This window comes from Sphingomonas sp. 3-13AW, from assembly GCF_049311085.1.
Lineage (GTDB): Bacteria > Pseudomonadota > Alphaproteobacteria > Sphingomonadales > Sphingomonadaceae > Sphingomonas.
Genome location: NZ_JASNVZ010000011.1, coordinates 88,291 through 109,178 on the forward strand (window position 1 = coordinate 88,291; position 20,888 = coordinate 109,178).

Below are 20,888 nucleotides of genomic sequence, written 5' to 3' on the forward strand. Positions count from 1 at the left end.
CGGGTCCTCATCGAGCGGGAGAGAGCATCAGGCCGCATCGCGCGCGCCCACCGCCTGGCGGAACTTGTCGACCAGCGGCACGATGTCCGGGCGCGTCTTGAACGCGGCACGGTTGGCGACCAGGCGTGAGCTCACCTCGGCGATCACTTCCACCTCGACCAGCCCGTTTTCCTTGAGCGTACGGCCCGAGGAAACGAGGTCGACGATGCGCGGGGCGAGCCCCAGCACGGGCGCGAGCTCCATCGCACCGTTGAGCTTCACGCATTCGGCCTGGACGCCGCGCGCCTCGAAGTGCCGGCGGGTGACGTGCGGGTATTTGGTGGCGACCCGAACATGGCTCCAGCCGCGCGGATCGTCATGTTCGGCAAGCCCGGCGGGCTCCGCCACCGAGATACGGCAATGGCCGATGCCCAGGTCCACCGGCGCGTAGAGCTCCGAATATTCGAATTCGGCGAGCACGTCGGAGCCGACGATGCCGAGCTGCGCCGCACCGTGGGCGACGAAGGTCGCGACGTCGAACGCGCGGACGCGGATCAGGTCCACGGCGGGCGTGTTGGTGCGAAAGCGCAGCGCGCGGCTGCCTTCGTCCGAGAACGCAGGTTCGGGCACGATGCCGACGGCCGCGAGCAGCGGCAACGCCTCTTCGAGGATGCGCCCCTTGGGGACGGCGAGGATGATCGGATCGGTCATGAGCGGCGCGGCTTTACTTGGCGTACCGGCCGGGCGCAACTCGCGCCACATGGCTCTGCCTCACGCGGCGTCCAGTTCGGGATAGTGCCGGAAGATGCCGTCCTCGTTGAAGGGCAGGCGGCGGTCGCTGGCGAGATAGGCGGCAATGCCCGGCAGCGCCTGCACCCCGGCATGGATCTTCAGCAGGGCGGGATAATCCTGTTCGACTGCGGCCATCCGCTTCGGGAACATGTAGCGCAGCCCCTCGATCAGTTGGAACAGCGAGGTGTCGACATAGGTCCAGCAGTCGTCGATGACCCAGGCGCCGGCGTTGGCGGTGGCGGCAGCCTCGAAATGATCGAGGAACTTGGGGATGCGCTCGCTACGGAACTGGGCGGCGGCGCGGGCTGCCTCCGCCTTCTGGTCCTCGTAATAGTCGCCCATCGCGATCGGGTGGTGGACGTTGTGCACCTCCGCCACCATGTCCGCGATGGTGAGCTGGAGCTGGTGCAGCCAGAGCCGGTCCTCGACCTTGGTGGGCGCCAGATCGTGGCGGGCGCCGAGGTAGAAGAGGATGTTGGCCGTGTGGGCGACGACGAAGCCGTCGAATTCCAGATAGGGGGGCGCGAACGGCGGGCGCGCATAGCGCTCCATGTCCGCCATCAGCGCCTCTGCCCCCAGTTCGCGCGCGCAGTCGCGATACTCGATACCGGCCGCTTCGAGCGCGAGCCGCACGAATTCGCCGCGGCCCTGAAGCGATGGCCAGTACCAGAGGTTATACTGCATCAGTCGGCTTCTCCCGGCGCACGGGCGCGGATCGCCAGTGCATGGACGCGTTCGACGAGCAGGTCCGAAAGGGCCCGGTTCACCAGCCGCTGGCGCTCAACGCGCGAGCGGCCTTCGAAGGCCCGGCTTTCGACTACGACGGTAAAGTGCGACTCCCCGGTGCCGTTGTCGCCGCTGTGCCCGGCGTGGCGACCGCTGTCGTTGATCACCTCGAGGTGGGTGGGAGCGAGCGCTTCGGTAAGGCGCGCGGTGATTTCGGAGGCTATGGGGCCGGTAGCGGTGGTCTGCATCGCGCCTATATAGTTGGTTTGCATGAGGGAGTCGCGTGGCGCGCGAGAAGATTGGCAAGGACCGGCCGAACACGCGGTTTCATGGTCGAGTGGAAAGTGGACGTCCTTGCGAGGCGCCAGGCTGCGATGAGGCGGGCGAGTTCCGTGCGCCTCCGCTCGAGGGCGCGCCGCAGGGTGGCGAGCGGCCGGCGGGATATCGCTGGTTCTGCCTGGACCATGTCCGCCAGTTCAACGCAGGCTATAATTATTTCGCCGGCATGACCGTGGAGGAGATTCACGACGCCCAGCGGCCCTATGCCGGATGGGAGCGGGAGACGCGTGCCTTTGCCAGTGCAGGCGGCGATCGCGGCCCGCGCTGGGCGGATTTCGCGGACCCCCTCGACGCGATCGGGGCGAAGTTTCGGGCCAATGTCCGCGCCGAGCGCAAGGACGGGCGCCCGCTGACGCCGGGCGACCGGTCGGCGCTGAAGGTGATGGGGCTGGACGTGGACTGCGACCGCACCGCGCTTCGCCGGCGCTATAGCGAACTGGTGCGGCGCTATCACCCCGACCGGAACGGCGGCGACCGCAGCCACGAGGCTGCGCTGCAGAAGGTGATCGCCGCCTATCAGCAGCTCAAGGGATCGCGCGCCTTCGCCTGATCGAGGGCGTCATCCTCGGCCGGCAGTCCCGCGAGCCCGCGGGCGACCTCTTCCAGCTGCTTTGCGATGACAAGCCAGCCCTCTTCGAACCCCACCGTCGCTCGATGTTGTTCGCACGCTTCGGCACTCCAGTGGCTGGCCGAGGCGCGATAGCGCGTGCCGCTCCGCTCCGGGGCGAATTCGAACCGCCCGACGAAGGCGAACGGATCGCCTGTCTGCGGCTGCCAACCGGGAAGGAGCGCGTTGGTGAACACCACGCGCCGCTCGGCGACGACCTCCAGGATCACGCTTTCTCCGCCGCAGCGTGCTCCGTCGGGGCCTGTCATCGTTGCTGCGAACCGGCCGCCGGGGCGCAGTTCCAGCGCCTGGAGTTCGGCGCGCCAGGGCGGGGGACACCACCATTGCTCCAGATGCTCGGTCCACGCGCGCCAGACGGCGGCGACGGGCGCGTCGAGGAAGGTGTCGATTGCGAGTTCGTGGTTCATCCCGCACTCCCGCGTCGTGCCGCCTCGATCGCGGCAATGTCGATCTTCACCATGCCCATCATCGCCTGCATCACGCGGGCGGCCGCCGCCGGATCGGGGTCGGCCATCCCTTCCATCAGCGCGCGCGGGACGATCTGCCAGCGGACGCCCCAGCGGTCGCGGCACCAGGAACAGGCAATCTCCGAGCCGCTGTCGCGCGTGATCGCCGCCCAGTAGCGATCGGTCTGCGCCTGATCTTCGGTGATGAGCTGGAAGGAGACCGCATCGGTAAAGGCCGGGCCGGCGCCGCCGTTGAGGGCGAGAAAGGCGCTGCCGGCGATGGTGAAGCTGACCGTCAGCACGTCCCCCGCCTTGCCCGCCGGCCAGTCGGTGTGGGCGCGATGGATGTCGGTGATGCGGCTGTCGTCGAAGCTGTCGACATAGAAGCGCGCGGCCTCCTCCGCGCAGCCGTCGTACCAGAGGCAGGCGACGACCTTTGCGGTGGAGGTCACGACGCTTCCCGCGGGTTCGCGATGACGCCGAACATCGCGCCATGGGGGTCGCTGGCGACGATGATGCGGTTGCCGCCCGGAACCTCCATCGGCCCCATGTGGACGGTGCCGCCCGACGCGGTGACCGCTGCTGCCGATGCGTCGATGTCGGGAGCCCGGAAGTAGAACTGCCAGGCGGGCGGCGCCCCGGCGGGTTGCTGCATGATCGCGCCGACCGTCTGACCGCCGGACTCGATAAAGACATAGTCGCCCATCTCGCCCATCGGCATGCGATCGGGGTAGGTCCAGCCGAACACGTCGGCGTAGAAGGACAGCGCCCCGGCCTGATCCGCAGACATCAGCTCGTTCCAGCCGCATTTGCCGAGGCCGTCCATTTCCCAGGCGTGGCTTTCGGCGTCCACGGCGCCACGCATGACATAGAAGGGCAGGCCCTGCGGATCGGTGACGAGCGCGAGGCGGCCGATGCCTTCCATCGTCTGCGGGGGGACCTGGACGCCGCCGCCGAGTTCCTGGATCTTCGCGACCGTCGCATCGACGTCGTCCACGCCGATGTAGAACAGCCAGCCGGGGCGGGCGCCCCCTTCCTCCATCACGGGCGACAGGCGCATCATCCCGCCGACCTGCCCGTTGCCCGTATCGAGCATCCGGTAATCCAGGGCCGACGACATGGGTGCGCCTACGCTCCAGCCGATCACCGCCTCATAAAAACCCCGCGAGACGTCGGGATCGGGGGTGAGCAGTTCGTACCAGATCGGAAAGCCGTGCGGGTTGCGCATTTGGGTGCTCCTATTGGTCGAGGATGGTGCGGAAGCCGCCGTAGGTCATGCGCATGGCGTCGAACGGCATCTCGCCCGGCGACTGCATCCGCGGATCGGTCCTGACGCTTTCCTGGCCAGCGTCGCGCACCGCCCTGGACGGCCATTCGACCCAGGAAAACACGACCTTCTCGCCGTTCGTTGCCTTCACCGCGCGGTTGAAGTCGGTGTACTTGCCCTCGGGAATGTCGTCGCCCCACGCCTCGACCACGCGCGTGGCGCCGTGGTCCAGGAAGACCGCGGCTGCCCGGTGGGCCATCTCGTAAAAGGCGTCCTTCTTCTCGGGCGCGACGGGGAGGAGGAAGCCGTCGACATAGCCGGTCGTGCCGCCACTTCCCTCATCCAGGATCGGGTCGAAGCCGGCAAAGATCATCCGTTTCCCGTCGAACGGCATCTCGGGCATGTCCTGCATGCGCGGATCGTTCATCATGGCGGCCATCGCCGCGGCGTAGGTGGCCTGGTTGGGATATTCGACCCAGCTGAACACGACGGTTTCGTCATCCCTTGCCTGGACCGCGCCCTGGAAGTCCGTGACCTTGCCCACGGGCACATCGTCGCCCCAGCCTTCGACCATGCGGCGGGCGCCGAAGTCCTTGAACAGCGGCAGCGCCGCGGCGGCGTGGTCGCGGTACGCATCCTGGTTGGCGGTGGGCACCGCCGCCACAAAGCCCTGGATGAAGGTCATGCGTCTTCTCCCTGTCGCTGCTTTTCGAGCCATGCCGCGAACTCCGGCGGCGGGCTTCCGGTGAAGCCCTGCAACTGCGGGTCGAGCGCACGGCGGAAGGCGGGCCGCGCCTCACCCCGGGCGACATAGGCGGCGAGTGCCGGATGCTCCTCGATCAGCCCGGTGCCGCCCAGCTGGCGAAGCGTGCAGACCATCATCAGGTCACCGGCCGAGAAGCCACCGTCGAGCCACTCGGCGTCACCCAGCCGGGCGGCGAGATCCCTAAGCCGCGTGCGTGCGTTCTCGCACACGATTTCCAGTCGCGCCTTGGCCCAGGGCTTGCCCTGTTCGAAGACGGCGGTGTTGCCATAGTCGCGGATGAGGGGATCGATGCTGTTCGCGGCGGCAAACATCCAGCTGATCGCCCGCGCGCGGCCCGTTGGGTCGGCGGGCAGCAGCGTGTCGGTGGACTCGGCGATATGGAGCACGATGGCGCCGGATTCGAACAGCGCGACCTCGCCATCCTCATAGGTGGGAACCTGCCCGAAGGGCTGCAGCGCGCGGTGCGCGGGTTCTCTCTGGCTCCCCTGCGGCAGGAAGCGGACGGTGTAGGGACGCCCCGCCTCTTCCAGCGCCCAGCGCACCGGCAGGTCGCGCACCATCCCGCGCGCCATGTCGGGCACCCAGTCATAGGCGGTGATAACGGGGCGGGGCTTGCCCGTGCCGCCGCCTGCCGGCTCCGCATCGTTCGGGCGTGCCATCTCACGCCTCCGCCGGTTGTGCCATGGACTGGGCGGCAGCGGCCTCGTCCATGCTGAATGGGCCCCAGCCGTGGCCGTCGGGATCCTCAAAGGCGCGGCTGTACATGAAGCCCATGTCCTCGGGATCGTGCAGTTCCGTACCCCCGGCGGCGAGGGCCGCCTGCGTGATCGCGTCGACCTCCTCTCGCGTATCGAACGACAGCGCGAGCAGGGCGCCGCTGTGCGTCCGCGGGTCGATGATCTCCTTCCTGGTGAAGGTCTGATAGAAGGGCCGCGCGAGCAGCATGACGTAGATCGCGTCCGACCACACCATCCCGGATCCCTGCTCGTTCGAGAAGGTCGGGTTCTTCTCGAAGCCGATCGCTTCGTAGAAGGCGGTGGCCCTGGCCACGTCGGTAACCGGCAGGTTCACGAAAATCTTGCGGGGCATGGGACATCCTCTCGCGATTCGTTGTTTGACCAGCATGCGAGCGATACTTATCTTTGGCAACTATGAAGTCACAAAAAATAACTAAGGTGGAAAAGCGTTGGTATGACGATGCCTGCGGGGCGGCGCTGGGCATGGAGTTCGTGGGCGAGCGCTGGGCGCTGCTGATCATGCGAGAGCTGTTGCTGGGCCCGCGCCGGTTCGGGGAGCTGCGCGCCGGTCTGCCGGGGCTGAGCGCCAACATCCTGAGCCAGCGACTGGCCTCATTGGAGGAGTCGGGGATCATCCGGCGCCACCGGCTGCCGTCCCCCGCCAATGTCCAGGTCTATGAGCTGACGGCCTGGGGACGGGAGAGCGAGCCCGTCATCCTGGCGCTCGCGCGCTGGGCGTTGCGATCGCCGATGCACGATCCCAGCCTGCCGTTTTCGGCCGTGTCGCTGCTCCTGTCGCTCAGGATGCTGCTGGTGCGTGAGCGGGCGGGCGATTGGCAGGCGCTCGTCGGCATCCGCATCGGCGAAGAGACGTTCACGGCGCAGCTGGAGCAGGGCGAGCTCAAGGTCGCGCGCGGCCCGATCGAGGCGGCAGAAGCGGTGCTGACCGGCACGCCTTCCGCCTTTCTGCCGGTGATCTACGGCCCGATGCCGCTTGCGGCGGCAGAAGCGGCGGAAATGCTCCGTATCGAAGGGAACCGCGCGGTCGCGGAGCGGTTCGTCACACTCTTCGCCCTGCCGGACAAGGTCGCCGTTGAGTAAGGCCCCGCGTTCGTCCAAAAGCGGGCGCAAGCCCCGGCGAAGGGCACGAAAGGCATTCATGACCAGCATCCCAGACCTCGAGCTCAACCCCAGCCAGACCACCGTCCTCGACGCGCCGGACCGCATGGTGAAGGTGCGCGACGTGTTCGGCATCGACACCGACATGGAGGTGCCCGCGTTCAGCGTCGCCGACGAGCGCGTGCCGGACGCCGACCCCGCCTATGTGTTCGACCCGGACACCACGCTCGCGATTCTCGCAGGCTTTGCGTACAACCGCCGCGTGATGGTGCAGGGCTATCACGGCACCGGCAAATCGACCCATATCGAGCAGGTGGCGGCGCGGCTGAACTGGCCGTCGATCCGCATCAACCTGGACGCGCACATCAGCCGTATCGACCTGATCGGCCGCGACGCGATCGTGTTGAAGGACGGCCAGCAGGTCACCGAGTTCCGCGAAGGGCTGCTGCCCTGGGCGCTGCAGACGCCGACCGCGCTCGTGTTCGACGAATATGACGCCGGCCGCCCGGACGTGATGTTCGTGATCCAGCGCGTGCTGGAGACGGAGGGCAAGCTGACGCTGCTCGACCAGAACCGCGTGATCCGCCCGAACCCCTATTTCCGGCTGTTCGCCACCGCCAATACGGTGGGCTTGGGCGACACCAGCGGGCTGTATCACGGCACCCAGCAGATCAACCAGGGCCAGATGGACCGCTGGAACATCGTGGTGACGCTCAACTATCTGCCGGCCGAGGTCGAGGCGAACATCGTGCTCGCCAAGTCGGGCGAATATGACCAGCCCGGCGGCAAGGAGACGGTCGAGAAGATGGTCCGCGTGGCCGAGCTCACCCGTCGCGGTTTCATCAACGGCGATATCTCGACCGTGATGAGCCCGCGCACCGTCATCACCTGGGCCCAGAACGCGCTGATCTTCAAGGACGTAGGCTTCGCCTTCCGCCTGTCGTTCCTCAACAAGTGCGACGAGGCGGAGCGCGCGCTGGTGGCCGAATATTACCAGCGCGTGTTCGGCAAGGACCTGCCGGAGAGCGTGGCGAAGAAGGGCTAAGTGACGACCGACAACCTTCTCGACCAGTTCCGGGATGCCCTGCGCGGGACCGCGCGGGCGCTGGCAAGCGATGCGGAGGTGGAGCTGGGCTTCACCGCCGACGCCCCGGTTGCATCCGGGCGGCACATCAAGGTGCCGATGCCGTCCCGGACGCTTCCGCCCGAGCAGGTCGCGGAAGCGCGCGGCTTTGCCGACGGCTTCGCGTTGAAGATGCGACTGCACGACAATGCCGTGCACGCACGCAATGCGCCGGCCGATCCGGTCGCGCGGGCGGTGTTCGACGCAGCGGAGACGGCCCGGGTCGAGGCGCTGGGCTCCCGCGGCTATGCCGGGATCGCCGACAATCTCGATCAGGCGCTGGCGATGCGGCTGCGCACCGATCCGCTGGCGCGGGCGCGCACCCGTGCGGAGGTGCCGCTGTCGACCGCGGTCGGCCTGATGGTGCGGGAGCGGCTGACCGGCAAGCTGCCGCCGGCTTCGGTCGCGCCGGGCATGGCGCTGGTCCATAGCTGGATCGAGGAGCGCGCGGGCGATGCGCTCGACGCACTGGCAGCCTCGATCGAGGACCAGAGCGCGTTCGCGCGCGCCACGACCCGCATGCTGGAGGGGCTGGAGCTCGTCGAGGGCGAGGTCGAGCCCGAGGACAGCGACGAAGGCGGCGAGGACGAGGAAGGCACCCAGGAAGAAGCCAAGGACGAGGGCGACGAGGGGGAAGCCGAGGAGCAGTCCGGCGGCGAAGGCGAGGTAGAGGCGCGCGGCCAGGACCAGCGCGAGCAGGAAACCGGCGGCGAGGGCGAGGAACAATACGACGACGCCGCCGAGGATGGCGAGGGCGATCCCGGCGACGAGGGCGAAGGCATGATGCCGACCCGCCCGAACCGCAACTGGTCCGACCAGCCCGCGCACTTCGACTACAAGGCCTTCACCACCGCGTTCGACGAGGTCGTGAACGCGACCGAACTGTGCGATTCCGACGAGCTCGACCGGCTGCGCGCCTATCTCGACCAGCAGCTGATCCAGTTGCAGGGCGTGGTCACCAAGCTTGCCAACCGCCTGCAACGGCGGCTGATGGCGCAGCAGTCGCGGTCCTGGGACTTCGACCAGGAAGAGGGGATGCTCGACGCGGCCCGGCTCGCGCGCGTGGTGATCAACCCGGGCCAGTCTCTGTCGTACAAGATCGAGCGCGAGGCCGAGTTCCGCGACACGGTGGTGACGCTGCTGATCGACAATTCGGGCTCGATGCGCGGGCGGCCGATCTCGATCGCGGCGATCAGCGCCGACATTCTCGCCCGCACGCTGGAGCGGGTGGGGGTGAAGGTCGAGGTGCTGGGCTTCACCACCCGCGCCTGGAAGGGCGGCCAGTCGCGCGAAGCCTGGCTGGCGGCAGGGCGGCCGCCGCATCCGGGCCGCCTCAACGACATTCGTCACATCGTCTACAAGCAGGCCGACGAACCCTGGCGCCGCGCGAAGAAGGCGCTGGGCCTGATGATGCGCGAAGGGCTGCTCAAGGAGAATATCGACGGCGAGGCGCTGTTGTGGGCGCACAGCCGGCTGCTCGCGCGGCCCGAGGACCGCAAGGTCCTGATGGTCATCTCCGACGGCGCGCCGGTCGATGACTCCACGCTGTCGGTGAATTCTGGCAGCTATCTGGAAAAGCACCTGCGGCAGGTGATCGGCTGGATCGAAGGGCGCTCGCCGGTCGAGCTGGTGGCGATCGGCATCGGCCATGATGTCACGCGCTGGTATTCGCGCGCGGTCACGATCATGGATGCCGAGCAGCTTGCCGGCACGATGATCGACCAGCTCGCCGCCCTGTTCGACACGCCGTGATCGCGGTGGAGCCGCCGGCGGGCGGCTTTGTCGGGCCGATCAAGCGATCGGTGACGATTGCCGGACACCAGACGTCGATCAGCCTGGAGCCCCAGTTCTGGCAGGCGCTGGAAGAGGCGGCGCGAACGCGCGCCCTGCCGCTCAATGCGTTGATCGCCGCCATCGACGTGGCGCGCATCCAGGCAGAGGACCCGCCCAATCTCGCCAGCGCGCTGCGGTCGTGGCTGTTGTGCGAGGTCGCGGCGGGCACGAGCCCGAACCCGCCGCAGGCCCTTTGAAGGAATAGGCTGCGGCGGCCGGTCGGGCCGCCGCTGCCTTCTCGTCACCGACCCAGCAAAAGCCGGGCCTGGCCCGCGATCTGCGCGAGGATCGCGAGCGTCGGGGCCGGAGCCAATCGGGCACGCGCCACGAGCGCCGCGAACTGGGCAACGCGCGGAGCGTGATCGGCCAGCCACTTCTCTACGGCAGCGCCCGGATCGTTTCCGTCGATGCGCGTGAGGAAGTCGAGCCGCAACTGCTGGAAGTCGCGCGAGAGACCCGCGATCAGCAGCCGCTCCCACGGATCGCCGCTGGTGATGCGGGCCGACGCAGCCTGCGCCCAGTCCAGCCCCAGCGCTTCGCCCAGGCGGGTGAAGGCATGGGCGAGCACGATCTCGTCCACCCCGTGCTCGGCACCCAGGTCGGCGAGACCAATGGCACCGTCCAGGTCGAACAGGCGCACCACCCGGGCGGTGAGGTCGTCGGGCGCACCGACTGCGGTGAGGCGATCGCGGATGCGCTCGCTCTGTGCCCGGGCCTCGGTGAGCAGCAGCGAGTCCGCCTGGGCGTCCAGCCGGTCGATCGCGGGCTTCAGCCGTGCGATCGCTTCGGCGGGCTGAGTGCCCGGACGGCACGCACGCAGCAGGTCGGCGACCTGGACGCGGGTGGCGGCGGCGGCATGGCCGATCAATGCCAGCCGCGCGCCTTCGCTGATGTCGGCCTCCTCGATCCGGCTCCAGAGCGTCGGCAGGTCGAACAATCGCTCGGCAACCACGAACATCGCCGCGAGGTCGCCCATCGCCGCGCCTTCTTCCTCGACCAGCTCGAACGGGTGGAGCACGCCCAGCCGGTTGACGATGCGGTTCGCGAGCTTGGTCGCGACGATCTCGCCGCGCAGCCGGTGGTGCTCGATCGCGTCGCCGAACCCGGTCTGCATCGCCGTGGGGAAGGCGGCGCGCAGTTCGGGCAGCAGTTCGGGCAGGTCGCCCAGCCGGTTGGTCTCGATCGCGTCCTGCAGCGCCAGCTTGGCGGAGGCGAGCAGCACCGCCAGTTCGGGGCGAGTGAAGCCCTGTCCCTCCTGCGCGCGGCGGAGCAGTTCGTCGTTGGGCGCTAGCCCCTCGACCGCGCGGTCGAGCCGGCCCGCGCTTTCCAGCATCTCGATTACGCGGACATAGCTCGGCACCGCGACCGCGCCGTCGCTCTCCATGAACGACAGCGCCAGCGTCTGGAGTCGATTGTCCTCCAGCACCAGCCGCGCGACATCGTCGGTCATCTGCGAAAGGATGACGTTGCGGTCCTCGAACCCGAGCCGCCCCTCGATCACCTCGCGGTTGAGCGCGATCTTGATGTTGACCTCGTTGTCCGAGCAATCGACCCCGGCCGAATTGTCGATGAAGTCGGTGTTGATGCGGCCGCCCTTCTCGGCAAAGGCGATGCGCGCGGCCTGGGTCACGCCCAGGTTCGCACCTTCGCCCACCACCTTGACCCGCAGCGTCTCTGCATTGACGCGCACCCGGTCGTTGGCCGGATCGCCGACGTCCGCCTGCGCTTCATGCTCGGCCTTCACATAGGTGCCGATGCCGCCGAACCACAGCAGGTCGGCAGGCGCGCGCAGGATGGCGGAGATCAGCGAGGTGGGATCGAGCTCCCTATCCTCGATCCCCAACATCCGGCGCACCGGCTCGCTGAGCGGGATCGTCTTGGCGGTGCGCGGGAAGACGCCGCCGCCTTCGGAGATCAGCGCCTTGTCATAATCGTCCCAGCTGGAACGCGGCAGCTTGAACAGCCGCTGGCGTTCCTCCCAGCTGCGCCCCGCATCGGGGCTTGGATCGAGGAAGATGTGGCGGTGATCGAACGCCGCCTGCAACCGGATCGCCTTCGACAGCAGCATGCCGTTGCCGAACACGTCGCCCGACATGTCGCCGCAACCGACGACGGTGACCGGATCGGACTGCACGTCGACGCCCATTTCCAGGAAGTGGCGCTGGACCGACACCCAGCCGCCGCGCGCGGTGATGCCCATCGCCTTGTGGTCATAACCGTGGCTGCCGCCGCTGGCGAAGGCATCGCCCAACCAGAAGCCGCGTTCGATCGCGAGGGCATTCGCCACGTCGGAGAAGGTGGCCGTGCCCTTGTCGGCAGCGACCACGAAATAGGGGTCGTCGCCGTCGAGGATCGTCACGCCTTCGGGATGGACGACCCGGTTTTCCACCAGATTGTCGGTGATCGACAGCAGGGTGCGGATGAAGATGCGGTAGCTTTCCGTTCCCTCGGCCAGCCAGGCGTCACGGTCAGACGCCGGGGGAAGCTGCTTGGGATAGAAGCCGCCCTTCGCGCCGGTCGGCACGATTACCGCATTCTTCACGCGCTGCGCCTTCATCAGGCCCAGGATTTCGGTGCGGAAATCGTCGCGCCGGTCGGACCAGCGCAGGCCGCCGCGGGCCACCGGCCCCGCGCGCAGGTGGATACCCTCCACCCGCGGCGAATAGACAAAGATCTCGCGCCAGGGGAGCGGCTTGGGGAGGCCCGGCACCTTGGCGCTGTCGAGCTTGAACGCCAGCGCTTCGGCGGCGGCGGGCGCGAATGCGTTGGTGCGGAGCGTCGCGTCGATCAGCCCACGCAGCGCGCGCAGGATGCGGTCGTCGTCGATGGCGGAGACGGCATCGAGCCCGCGTTCGATCGCGGCATCGGCCTCCTCGGCCTTGCCCCCGTCCGCTTGTTCGGGATGGTGGATCGCGACGAAGCGGTCGACCAGCGCCCGGGCGACGGCTGGCGCGCGCCGCAGCGCGTCCACCACCGTCCCCAGCGGATAGGTGAGCCCTGCCTGGCGGAGGTAGCGGAACCAGGCGCGGAACAGCACCACCGAGGAGGGGGCGAGCCCGGCCTCGACGATCAGGCGGTTGAACGCATCATTCTCGGCGCGGTTTTCCAGCACCGCGGCGATCGCTTCCTCGGCCACCGCGACATCGAACTGCGGTGCGCCGGCGGCACCCGGAAGTTCGACCGTAAAGTCGTGGATGAAAGAATCGGCCTCGTCCGTCAGCCGCGTGGGGATCTCCTCGACCACGCGGAAGCCGAAGTTCTCGAACACCGGCACCGCATCCGACAGCGATAGCGCGCCGCCCTGGCGATAGAGCTTGATCCGCAGCATGCCGTCGTCCGCGCCCAGGATGCGCACAGACCGGCTGCCGCTGTCGCTGAGCGTGCCCAGCCGCAGCACGTCCTGCGCCGCTTCCTCGGGCGTGGTGACGTTGCGGTAGTTGATCGGGAAGGCATTGGCGAAGCGCAGCGCCAGCCGTGCGGAGGTTCCTGCCGGGGCGACTTCGCCCAGTGCGGCCTCGATCGCCGGGCTCCAGCCGCGCACCATCCGCTCGACCCGGCGGTCGAGCTCGGCGGCGTCGGGCATGCGTCCTTCGCCGCGCAGGTCGAGCATGTAGCGGATCAGCGCCGCATCGCCTTCGACTGCGATCGCCCAGTTGAGCAGGCGCGCATTCGCGGCTTCGCACAGCAGGTCGCCGATGGCGGTGCGGCGGCCGGTCGAGAGATCGTCACGCTGCAGCCAGACGAACGCGAACAGGTGCCGGCCAAGCGAGCTGCGGATCAGCGCCACGCGCGAACGCGGGCGGTCGGCAACCGACATGGCCGTCAGCGCAAGTGTTCCCAGTGCCTCGGGCGGGAAGGCGGTGGTGAGATCGTGCGGCAGGGCGGTCATCGCGTGCGCGAGCGCCTTGCCGGCGTGGCCCTTGGGGTCGAATCCGAACTGCGCTTCCAGCGCGGCCAGGTTGCGGCGCAGGACCGGCACCTCGCCAGGCGCTGCGTGCAGGGCGGCACTGGTCCACAGGCCGGCGTGGATCGACAGGCCGACGACCTTGTCGCCGTCGCGGATCGGCAGCACGACCAGATCGAGCGGCGCGCGGCGGTGGACCGTCGACAGCGCGTTCGACTTCAGGAGCAGCAGCGGCTGCCCGGTCTGCAGGCACTCGAGTGCGCGCTCACGCGAGCTTTCGGCCAGGATCCGTTCCCGGATCGGGCGGCGGGCGATGCCCAGGCAATCGCGGTCGCTCTGCCCCGGGAACCAGCGCATATGGCCCAGCAGCGTGAAGTTGCGTTCCAGGAACCATTCCAGCAGCGCCCGAGCCTCTGCATCGGCGGTTCCGGAGGCGTCGTCGCGCATGGCCTGCTGCATCGCGTGCCAGTCGGCGACGGCAACGCGCACATCGGCAAGGTTGCTCTCGATCTCTTCGCTGAGTTCCCGCCGCAGCCGGGCGTCGACGCGGTCCATTTCGATATAGACCATCGATTCGCGCGCGCCGTCTGCGCCGATGGCCTGGATGGTACCCGTCTCGTCGCGCAGGACCGGAAGGACGGGGTGGATGATGCGGGTGATCGGAAGATTGTGGCCGGTGATCGTCGCTGCGATCGAATCCACCAGGAAGGGCATGTCGTCGTTGACGACGGCCAGCCGCATCCGGCGGCGGCCGTCGGTGGTCACGCTGTCCATTGCGATGGAGGGAGTGCCAGGCGGGCGTACCCGGGCGGCATCTGCCACCAGCCGTGTCGCTGCCTCCCGTTCGTCGGTTCCCAGCCCTTCGAGTTCGCTCGGAAGCGCACCTTCGAACAATCTCGCCGCAATGGCCTGCGGCACCTTATCCTCTTCGGTCATCGGGGCGATATGCGCCGGGGCACCGGCCGGCTCAACCCTTGTCGCAGGTGCGAAGGAAATGCTGCGCTGCGTTAGTTGTGCATCGTGCGACGCAGGGCCTGCTCGGTCAGGCCGTTGCTGCCATCCGCCCGCGCCACCACCTCGATCCGCCCGTCGCCCCCGGCACGACCGATGAGGACGACGAATTCCTCGCCCCCGGCATCGAGCATCACCGACCCGAGCGACGGGGCGGCGCGCAGGATGGCAGCGGTGGCCTCTCCGTCCGGTGTCGTGGCGGGTACGCCGTAGCCGCCGCTGGGTCCATCCGCCCAAGCGGCGACCGGGGCAGGGGGCGCCGGCTCGGCCGCGCGCACCTCGGCGATCTCTGCGGTCAATTGCGCCTGGACCTCCGCGTCGGCGACTTCCTTCCAGTTGATCACGCCGTAGACGAAGTCGATCTGCTGCTGGTCCGACGAGAACGGCATCAGGATGCCGCGGTAGAGGGTCGCGCGGCCGGGGCGCGGCAGGAACTCGGCTTCAAAGCCGATCGGCGCACGACTGGAGAGGATCCGCGGATATTGCTCGGTCATGCGTGCCAGCAGCGAGTCCTGCGGCATGTCGGCCACGCGCAGGATGCCCGCGGTGATGCCGCATTCCTGGCGCACCGCCTGGCCGATGAAGTGAATGCGGGGGCCGCCGGTCGTGTCGGTGAAGTCGAGCAGCACGCCGTGCGCGCCGAAATCATGGGCGCCGTCCAGATCGAGTTCCTCGATCGCGGGGTAGGCGCGGCCCTTCAACAACGAAACCCAATAGTTGTAGGCGCGCAGGTGCATCCGCCGCTCGACATCGCCGACGGCGATGCGGGGCTCGGGGGCGTGGCCCAACCCCTCGCGATCGAACGCACCATCGCGATCGGATTCGTTCGGTTCCGGTCGATCCCCGGGTCCGCGCGCCCTGTCCATATCCGGTCCTCACGGGCGTCGCTGCCCAGTCCAGTGTGACGGACCGTGGTAAATGATGGATGAAGGAACGCCGCGATGTGTCGGCGGCGTTGCTGAGGAAGTTTTGCGAAAACCGTACAGCCGGTGCTTGCCAGCCCCGATTCCCGCTGGTAAGCGCGCCCTTCCCACGAGGCGCTGTGCGCCCTGTGCCGCTTTAGCTCAGTTGGTAGAGCATCGCATTCGTAATGCGGGGGTCACAGGTTCGAGTCCTGTAAGCGGCACCACCCTTCCTAAACCCATGGTCAGAAAATCCCCGGGGAGGGACGCAGGCATATGCTTGCCCGGCGTGGCCGGCGGGAGCATCCTGCCGGGATGGCGATTCCCGATCCCCATGTCTTTGCAGCCCGATGGTGTGCGGCCTGGAATGCGCAGGATCTCGACGCGGTTCTGGCGCACTTCCACGAGGATGTGGTCTTTACGTCGCCGACGGCCGCGGCGCTCTTGCCCGCAACGGGGGGCGTCGTGCGCGGGAAAGCAGCGCTTAGATCCTATTGGGAAGAGGGGCTGCGCCGGTTTCCCGACCTGCATTTCACCGTCGAGGCCGTGTTTGCGGGGATCGAGACGCTGGTGATCCAGTATCGCAACCACAAGGGCGTCAGCGTGTGCGAGGTGCTGGTGTTCGATGCCGGTCTGGTGCGGGAAGGGCACGGCACCTACCCGGCCGGCATCCGCAATCACGCAGGATCGGACGCAGCCTAACGAACCTCCAACAGCCCCCAAGACCCTCAGGCGCCCGCCAGCGGCCGCATCAACGGGCGGCCCAGCGGATCGCGTTGGTGAGGATGCGGCGATAGTTCGGATCATCATAGCTCTCGGGTGTATGGCCCAGCGCGGAATAGATCACCCGGCCGCGGCTGTTCGGGTTTGTCCAGATGATCGGGTGCGAGCCCATCGCCAGCTTGGCCCCGGGTCGATAGCTCGTCTCGTCGACACGGGCGAGCACCGTCATCCCCTTTGCCGCGGGATCTCCTGAAAAGGAGTACCATTCGTCCTTTGGCGTCCAGGGGAGGGTTACGCCCTTCATCACCGGATGGTCCGGCTGGTCGACCAGGATGCGCGCAGGCTGGATGTGGTCGTCGTCGCCAGGGTGGCCGATGAATTTGGTGCCGATGATCGTGTCGACATACCAGGGCGCAACATGGCTGTTGTCGCCGGCCGCATGCAGGGCGACGACGCCGCCGCCACGATCGACGAAGCGCTGGAAGGCGGCGCGCTGCGGCTCTGTCAGGAACTGTCCGCTGGCGCTGTTCAGGACGACGACCGAGAAACGCGCGAGCTGTTCGTCGTTGAAGATCGCGGCATTCTCGGTCGCATAGGCCGGTCGGCCCAGTTCCCGCGCGATCCCGGTGAGGACGACGTTGGAATGCGGGATGTGCTCAAGATGCCGCCAGCCGTTCGTCTTCGACACGATCAGGACACCGCGCTCGATCGTCTTCGGCAGCTTGGGCGCGACGGTATCGAACGTCGCCTTGGGCAAATGCGGGTTCGGCGCGGCCTGTGCGGTCGCGAGCAGGCCGATCAGCCCAATGATTCGGAACATGCCGTCATCTCTCCCTGAAGCTCACACGCTGGTATCAGATCTTGCGGATCAATGCGCGCCGCGTCCGACATCTCGCCGGCAGGCGGTGCGATGCCCGTTGTTGCTGCGGCTAGGCGTCGGCAAGTTCGATCCACACGGGCGCATGATCGCTCGTCTTTTCCCAGCCGCGAACCTTCAGATCCACCTGCGCATCGAGAAGCCGGTCGCGAAGCGCAGGGCTGAGCAGGAAGTGGTCGATGCGCAGCCCTGCATTGCGGGCAAAGGCATTCCGGAAATAGTCGAAGAAGGTGTAGACGGTTTCGTCGGGATGGATGGTGCGAACGGCGTCGGTCCATCCTTGCTCCAGCAGGCGGGAGAAGGCGGCCCGGACCTCGGGCGCGAACAGGGCGTCGTCGACCCAGCGCTCTGGTTTGTAGACGTCGCGTTCGGTCGGCATGACGTTGAAGTCGCCGGCCAGCACCACCGGCGCGCCCGAGGCGTACAAGCCTGCGGCGTGTTCGATCAGCTTGTCGAACCAGGCGAGCTTATAGGCGAATTTCGGCCCTGGCCGCGGGTTGCCGTTGGGGAGGTACAGGGCGCCGATCAGGATTCCGTTGACGGCGGCTTCGAGGTAGCGGCTCTGGGTCGGGTCGGGATCGCCGGGGAGGCCGCGGCGGGTCTCGTGGATCTTTCCGACCCGGCTGAGGATGGCGACGCCGTTCCAGCTCTTCTGCCCATGCCACACGGCATCATAGCCCAGGTCACGAATGGCGCCCTCCGGAAACTTCTCGTCCGGCGCCTTGAGTTCCTGAAGGCTGACGATGTCGGGCTGCTCTTCCTCCAGCCAGCGCAAGAGGACGGGAAGGCGGCCATTGATGCCGTTCACATTATAGGTCGCGATCTTCATGCACGCCTCCTGCAGCATCGTTCGGCATGGGTCAGCTTTCTATCCCAGCCGCGAGAACGCTCTTCGATCCGTTTGCGTGCACCGCCAAGCGTCGCTGCCGCGAAAGATGTGGGGGAAGGAATTTTACACGCGCATCTTTGACACATAGGTCAGCGGACTTTGGCTGAACGACCGACCCAGATTAAAGTCTGATGCAACATGGCACGCTATCGTTCGGCTGAAAGGAGAGGTCGTGCGAACACAGGATCAAGATATCCACGTGCGGCGGGTGCTCGTCGCGGATCCGGACGCGTTCGTAGCAGGCTATGTGGTCGCGACCTTGGAGGATCGCGGATTGCCCGTCGCCGGGCCGTTCGTGGACGCCGAGCAGGCGCTCGTTGCGCTTACGACCGATCCGGCGATCCGCGCCGCCGTCATCAGCCAGGTCCTGACCGCAGCCGCGCCCGAGTTGCTCGATGCGGCGGAGCGGGCCGGGGTGCCCGTCCTGCTGCTGCTGGCGAACCCAGCGCCCGGCGGCGCCCAGACGGCCGCCGATACGGCGGTGCTGGCGAAGCCGTTTGCCGGATATCAGGTGGCGGACTGGGCAAGCGCGGTCTTGCGCGACGAAGCAACGGAAGACGGTGCGACTGTTCTCCACCTGCAGCTGGCAGGAACCGACGCCCCGATGGACGAAGCGATCCAGCTTTAGTCCGCCGCGCCTCAGGCCGCGATCGAGGCGCCCGCGTCGAGGAACGGGGCGACCACCGCCATGGCCTGCGCGACGGTGCGTGCTTTCTCGCCGACAGGGGCGACATAGTGCATCGCGTCTTCGGCATCGCGGACGGACGCGCCGCGGGCGATCATCCAGGTGGCGAGATATTGCGACGCGAGGCAGCCGCCCGCGGTCGCGACATTGCCGTGCGCCACGAACGGTGCGTCGATTACCTGAACGCCTGCGTCGATCACCCACGGCTTGGTGGTGAGGTCGGTACAGGCCGGCAGGTCGCCGATCAGGCCCAGCTTCGCCAGCAGCAGCGTGCCCGAGCATTGCGCACCGATCAGCTGGCGCGCCGGGTCGAGCCGGATACGCGCCAGCATCGCGGCGTCGGCGGCGATCTCGCGGGTGCGGATGCCGCTGCCGATCAGCACCGCATCGGCTTCGGCCGCGAACTCCAGCGGCCTTTGGCGTTCGACGGTGACGCCGTTCATGGACGTGACCCGCTCACTGGGCGAGGTGATGTGCGCCGCCCAGCCCTTGGCCTTCATGCGGTTGAGGATCGCCGCCGCGACGAACGAGTCCAGTTCGTTGAACCCTTCGAACGTCAGAACCGCAATCTGCATGAACGCCTCCCCCGGCGGATGTGGAGGAAGTTGTTAGCGCAGGGCGGGCGAAGATGACACGGCCACTCAGCCCAGCGCCTCGTCCAGCAGCCGCGCCAGGCGGAGGCCGCCGCGCGCGACCTGGAGCTTGGCGATGGGCACCAGCTTCTCGATCGTCGCCTGGTCCAGCTTGATCCGGCCGGTGGGGACGGGGCCGCAGGCGTCCCCGTTGAACGCGCTCGCATAGGCATAGTCGCGGCTGATCTCCCAGCTCTGCCGGCTCCAGTCCTCGACGCTGCCGCCGGCGATCATCGATCGCTCCTGCGGCGAATAGACGCGGACGATGGTGGGCGGCGTCGAGATCGCGCGCTCGGTCAGCGGGCCGTCCCAGATGCTGTGCAGGTTGAACCGCTCCGGGCCATAGATGCCATAGTCGCCGCGGACGCGATTGCCGCCCAGGTCGCCGCGGTCACCGGCATGAAGCGGCATGTGCAGATCGCCGACGAAGTGGATCAGGTTGACCAGCGCCTGCAACCGCTCCCGCTCGGGGACCTTGGGGTCCTCCAGCAGCTTCACGCTGCGGGTGATCTGCGCCGACACGCAATTGCCGTCCTTGCACGCCGATTTGAGGTCGAACGGCTTGCACACATCGACGTTCTGATAGTGCCAGGAATAAGCGTAGGTGAACCGCTCACCCAGCTTCTTCACGCAGTCCGGCCACACGCTCGCCTCCTCGATGGTGCGGGCGGGGCAGGTCGGCGTATCGAGCAGCTTCTGCTGGCGCAGCAAGGCGTCGATCCTGGCGCGGGTCGCCGGCGTTACGTTGCGATAGGCGATGGCGGCGACGGTTTCGTGTCCGAACTCCCAATACGCCTGGGCGGGCGACGCGACGAAGACAAGGGCGAGTGCGAGCAGGAGGCGGCGAATCATGGCCGGTCCTCTAGGCTATCCTGCGGCTTGGGGGGAGGGGCAGCGTCAGCCCGATCAATCGTCGTCCAAGCCGCGTCCCGGCTCAGGGACCCATTCGTGGTTCTCGATGATGGTGGACGCGACGGGGCGGCCGTCCGCATCGCGGGAGGGGTCGAAGCGGAAGCGCTTCTGGATCAACCCGCAGGTCAGCGAGTCGAGTTCGGCGCTGCCGCTCGAATGGGTGACGTCGCAGCGTCCGACGCGGCCGTTGGTCTCAACGACGTAGCGGACGCCGACCCTGCCGCCGATCCCCGCCTGGGTGAGTGTGGAAGGATAGTCGGAATCGCGCAGTCGCCCGCTGCGCCAGCGCGGCGGCGTCTCGCCTTCGCCGCCGCCGCCCCCGCCGTCCCCATCGCCGCCCGCGCCGCTGCCGGTGCCGGTCCCCACGCCGCCGCTGCCGGTACCCGGCCCCCGCACGGGCGCGGCGCCCGTCGTCTGCTGGCTGCCGACGCCTGCGACCTCCGCCGTGATGAGGACCGGCGGCTGGACGACGACCGGAACCGGCGGCGCGACGATCTCGGTCGCCTTGCCGCGCAGGTTGGCGGGGGAGGCGGCGCCCTCCGGCCGGGGTGCGGTGGCACGGCCGGGTGCGGGGTGCCGTTCGCGCTTGGGCTGGGAG

23 protein-coding genes and 1 tRNA gene are annotated in these 20,888 nt (G+C 68.0%); 8 read left to right on the forward strand and 16 right to left on the reverse strand.

Annotated features, from left to right (window positions below; genetic code table 11):
* Positions 1-27: 27 nt before the first annotated feature.
* Genes hisG through QP045_RS13025 form a run of 3 tightly spaced genes read right to left on the reverse strand, consistent with a single transcriptional unit; the run spans position 28 to position 1,769 of the window.
* Positions 28-690 carry an ATP phosphoribosyltransferase gene (hisG, locus tag QP045_RS13015; RefSeq protein ID WP_422515417.1) on the reverse strand — a complete coding sequence of 221 codons (663 nt, stop codon included), beginning with the start codon at positions 688-690 and terminating at the stop codon, positions 28-30.
* A gap of 60 nt (positions 691-750) precedes the next feature.
* Positions 751-1,455, reverse strand: coding sequence for a glutathione S-transferase (locus QP045_RS13020; RefSeq protein ID WP_422515418.1), 705 nt, complete (start codon positions 1,453-1,455; stop codon positions 751-753).
* The gene (locus QP045_RS13025) at positions 1,455-1,769 is read right to left on the reverse strand and encodes a BolA family protein (protein ID WP_422515419.1); all 315 of its coding nucleotides are present in this window, start codon (positions 1,767-1,769) and stop codon (positions 1,455-1,457) included. The genes QP045_RS13020 and QP045_RS13025 overlap by 1 nt, the downstream gene beginning before the upstream one ends.
* Positions 1,770-1,834: 65 nt before the next feature.
* On the opposite strand from QP045_RS13025, the gene QP045_RS13030 reads away from it, so the two are divergent.
* Complete coding sequence (locus QP045_RS13030) at positions 1,835-2,386, forward strand: J domain-containing protein (protein WP_422515420.1); 552 nt, start codon at positions 1,835-1,837, stop codon at positions 2,384-2,386.
* Here the strand turns inward: QP045_RS13030 and QP045_RS13035 are convergent.
* The 6 genes from QP045_RS13035 to QP045_RS13060 are packed head-to-tail and all read right to left on the reverse strand — an operon-like array spanning position 2,353 to position 6,032.
* Positions 2,353-2,871 carry an SRPBCC domain-containing protein gene (locus QP045_RS13035; protein ID WP_422515421.1) on the reverse strand — a complete coding sequence of 173 codons (519 nt, stop codon included), beginning with the start codon at positions 2,869-2,871 and terminating at the stop codon, positions 2,353-2,355. The two genes, QP045_RS13030 and QP045_RS13035, sit on opposite strands and share 34 nt — an antisense overlap.
* Positions 2,868-3,362, reverse strand: a complete 495-nt coding sequence (locus QP045_RS13040) for a VOC family protein (protein WP_422515422.1) — start codon at positions 3,360-3,362, stop codon at positions 2,868-2,870. The genes QP045_RS13035 and QP045_RS13040 overlap by 4 nt, the downstream gene beginning before the upstream one ends.
* Positions 3,359-4,138 carry a VOC family protein gene (locus QP045_RS13045; protein ID WP_422515423.1) on the reverse strand — a complete coding sequence of 260 codons (780 nt, stop codon included), beginning with the start codon at positions 4,136-4,138 and terminating at the stop codon, positions 3,359-3,361. Before QP045_RS13045 ends, QP045_RS13040 begins: the two co-directional genes overlap by 4 nt.
* A 10-nt stretch (positions 4,139-4,148) precedes the next feature.
* Positions 4,149-4,862, reverse strand: coding sequence for a DUF1428 domain-containing protein (locus tag QP045_RS13050; RefSeq protein ID WP_422515424.1), 714 nt, complete (start codon positions 4,860-4,862; stop codon positions 4,149-4,151).
* A complete protein-coding gene (locus tag QP045_RS13055; protein WP_422515425.1) occupies positions 4,859-5,602 on the reverse strand; it encodes a glutathione S-transferase family protein in 744 nt (247 codons plus the stop codon). The genes QP045_RS13050 and QP045_RS13055 overlap by 4 nt, the downstream gene beginning before the upstream one ends.
* Position 5,603: 1 nt before the next feature.
* Entirely contained in the window at positions 5,604-6,032 is a 429-nt protein-coding gene (locus QP045_RS13060) for a VOC family protein (RefSeq protein ID WP_422515426.1), read from the reverse strand.
* Positions 6,033-6,118: 86 nt separating this feature from the next.
* On the opposite strand from QP045_RS13060, the gene QP045_RS13065 reads away from it, so the two are divergent.
* From QP045_RS13065 to QP045_RS13080, 4 genes are read left to right on the forward strand one after another with little or no spacing between them, the layout of a single operon-like run.
* A complete protein-coding gene (locus tag QP045_RS13065; protein ID WP_422515427.1) occupies positions 6,119-6,781 on the forward strand; it encodes a winged helix-turn-helix transcriptional regulator in 663 nt (220 codons plus the stop codon).
* 58 nt (positions 6,782-6,839) lie between these two features.
* A complete protein-coding gene (gene cobS, locus QP045_RS13070; RefSeq protein ID WP_422515428.1) occupies positions 6,840-7,844 on the forward strand; it encodes a cobaltochelatase subunit CobS in 1,005 nt (334 codons plus the stop codon).
* Positions 7,845-9,674: a cobaltochelatase subunit CobT gene (gene cobT, locus QP045_RS13075; RefSeq protein ID WP_422515429.1), complete on the forward strand. Its 1,830-nt coding sequence runs from the start codon at positions 7,845-7,847 to the stop codon at positions 9,672-9,674.
* Entirely contained in the window at positions 9,671-9,952 is a 282-nt protein-coding gene (locus QP045_RS13080) for a ribbon-helix-helix domain-containing protein (protein WP_422515430.1), read from the forward strand. Before cobT ends, QP045_RS13080 begins: the two co-directional genes overlap by 4 nt.
* 44 nt (positions 9,953-9,996) lie before the next feature.
* Here QP045_RS13080 and QP045_RS13085 read toward each other — a convergent pair whose 3' ends face one another.
* Positions 9,997-14,595 (reverse strand): NAD-glutamate dehydrogenase, encoded by a 4,599-nt coding sequence (locus QP045_RS13085; RefSeq protein WP_422515431.1) that lies wholly within the window; start codon positions 14,593-14,595, stop codon positions 9,997-9,999.
* A gap of 71 nt (positions 14,596-14,666) precedes the next feature.
* The gene (locus QP045_RS13090; protein WP_422515432.1) at positions 14,667-15,536 is read right to left on the reverse strand and encodes a hypothetical protein; all 870 of its coding nucleotides are present in this window, start codon (positions 15,534-15,536) and stop codon (positions 14,667-14,669) included.
* Between the two features lie 187 nt (positions 15,537-15,723).
* On the opposite strand from QP045_RS13090, the gene QP045_RS13095 reads away from it, so the two are divergent.
* A tRNA-Thr gene (locus tag QP045_RS13095) sits at positions 15,724-15,799 on the forward strand.
* Between the two features lie 88 nt (positions 15,800-15,887).
* Entirely contained in the window at positions 15,888-16,274 is a 387-nt protein-coding gene (locus QP045_RS13100) for a nuclear transport factor 2 family protein (RefSeq protein ID WP_422515433.1), read from the forward strand.
* A 49-nt stretch (positions 16,275-16,323) separates the two neighbouring features.
* Here the strand turns inward: QP045_RS13100 and QP045_RS13105 are convergent, their stop codons facing one another.
* Positions 16,324-17,115 carry a ThuA domain-containing protein gene (locus tag QP045_RS13105; protein WP_422515434.1) on the reverse strand — a complete coding sequence of 264 codons (792 nt, stop codon included), beginning with the start codon at positions 17,113-17,115 and terminating at the stop codon, positions 16,324-16,326.
* Between the two features lie 109 nt (positions 17,116-17,224).
* Positions 17,225-18,001 carry an exodeoxyribonuclease III gene (gene xth / locus QP045_RS13110; RefSeq protein WP_422515435.1) on the reverse strand — a complete coding sequence of 259 codons (777 nt, stop codon included), beginning with the start codon at positions 17,999-18,001 and terminating at the stop codon, positions 17,225-17,227.
* Positions 18,002-18,233: 232 nt separating this feature from the next.
* Between xth and QP045_RS13115 the strand changes: the two genes are divergently transcribed.
* Complete coding sequence (locus tag QP045_RS13115) at positions 18,234-18,689, forward strand: hypothetical protein (RefSeq protein ID WP_422515436.1); 456 nt, start codon at positions 18,234-18,236, stop codon at positions 18,687-18,689.
* An 11-nt stretch (positions 18,690-18,700) separates the two neighbouring features.
* Here QP045_RS13115 and QP045_RS13120 read toward each other — a convergent pair whose 3' ends face one another.
* The 3 genes from QP045_RS13120 to QP045_RS13130 all read right to left on the reverse strand — a co-directional run.
* The gene (locus tag QP045_RS13120) at positions 18,701-19,321 is read right to left on the reverse strand and encodes a DJ-1/PfpI family protein (protein WP_422515437.1); all 621 of its coding nucleotides are present in this window, start codon (positions 19,319-19,321) and stop codon (positions 18,701-18,703) included.
* A 66-nt stretch (positions 19,322-19,387) separates the two neighbouring features.
* Positions 19,388-20,230: a S1/P1 nuclease gene (locus tag QP045_RS13125; protein ID WP_422515438.1), complete on the reverse strand. Its 843-nt coding sequence runs from the start codon at positions 20,228-20,230 to the stop codon at positions 19,388-19,390.
* Positions 20,231-20,284: 54 nt separating this feature from the next.
* Positions 20,285-20,888, reverse strand: a 604-nt coding sequence (locus QP045_RS13130) for a TonB family protein (RefSeq protein WP_422515439.1), incomplete at its 5' end; no start/stop codon positions are given.

Bases quoted from the DNA above. Each gene is read 5' to 3' on its own strand.
- hisG (WP_422515417.1), bottom strand. From the start codon at position 690: ATGACCGATCCGATCATCCTCGCCGTCCCCAAGGGGCGCATCCTCGAA.
- QP045_RS13020 (WP_422515418.1), bottom strand. From the start codon at position 1,455: ATGCAGTATAACCTCTGGTACTGGCCATCGCTTCAGGGCCGCGGCGAA.
- QP045_RS13025 (WP_422515419.1), bottom strand. From the start codon at position 1,769: ATGCAAACCAACTATATAGGCGCGATGCAGACCACCGCTACCGGCCCC.
- QP045_RS13035 (WP_422515421.1), bottom strand. From the start codon at position 2,871: ATGAACCACGAACTCGCAATCGACACCTTCCTCGACGCGCCCGTCGCC.
- QP045_RS13045 (WP_422515423.1), bottom strand. From the start codon at position 4,138: ATGCGCAACCCGCACGGCTTTCCGATCTGGTACGAACTGCTCACCCCC.
- QP045_RS13050 (WP_422515424.1), bottom strand. From the start codon at position 4,862: ATGACCTTCATCCAGGGCTTTGTGGCGGCGGTGCCCACCGCCAACCAG.
- QP045_RS13055 (WP_422515425.1), bottom strand. From the start codon at position 5,602: ATGGCACGCCCGAACGATGCGGAGCCGGCAGGCGGCGGCACGGGCAAG.
- QP045_RS13060 (WP_422515426.1), bottom strand. From the start codon at position 6,032: ATGCCCCGCAAGATTTTCGTGAACCTGCCGGTTACCGACGTGGCCAGG.
- cobS (WP_422515428.1), top strand. From the start codon at position 6,840: ATGACCAGCATCCCAGACCTCGAGCTCAACCCCAGCCAGACCACCGTC.
- QP045_RS13085 (WP_422515431.1), bottom strand. From the start codon at position 14,595: ATGACCGAAGAGGATAAGGTGCCGCAGGCCATTGCGGCGAGATTGTTC.
- QP045_RS13090 (WP_422515432.1), bottom strand. From the start codon at position 15,536: ATGGACAGGGCGCGCGGACCCGGGGATCGACCGGAACCGAACGAATCC.
- QP045_RS13100 (WP_422515433.1), top strand. From the start codon at position 15,888: ATGGCGATTCCCGATCCCCATGTCTTTGCAGCCCGATGGTGTGCGGCC.
- QP045_RS13105 (WP_422515434.1), bottom strand. From the start codon at position 17,115: ATGTTCCGAATCATTGGGCTGATCGGCCTGCTCGCGACCGCACAGGCC.
- xth (WP_422515435.1), bottom strand. From the start codon at position 18,001: ATGAAGATCGCGACCTATAATGTGAACGGCATCAATGGCCGCCTTCCC.
- QP045_RS13120 (WP_422515437.1), bottom strand. From the start codon at position 19,321: ATGCAGATTGCGGTTCTGACGTTCGAAGGGTTCAACGAACTGGACTCG.
- QP045_RS13125 (WP_422515438.1), bottom strand. From the start codon at position 20,230: ATGATTCGCCGCCTCCTGCTCGCACTCGCCCTTGTCTTCGTCGCGTCG.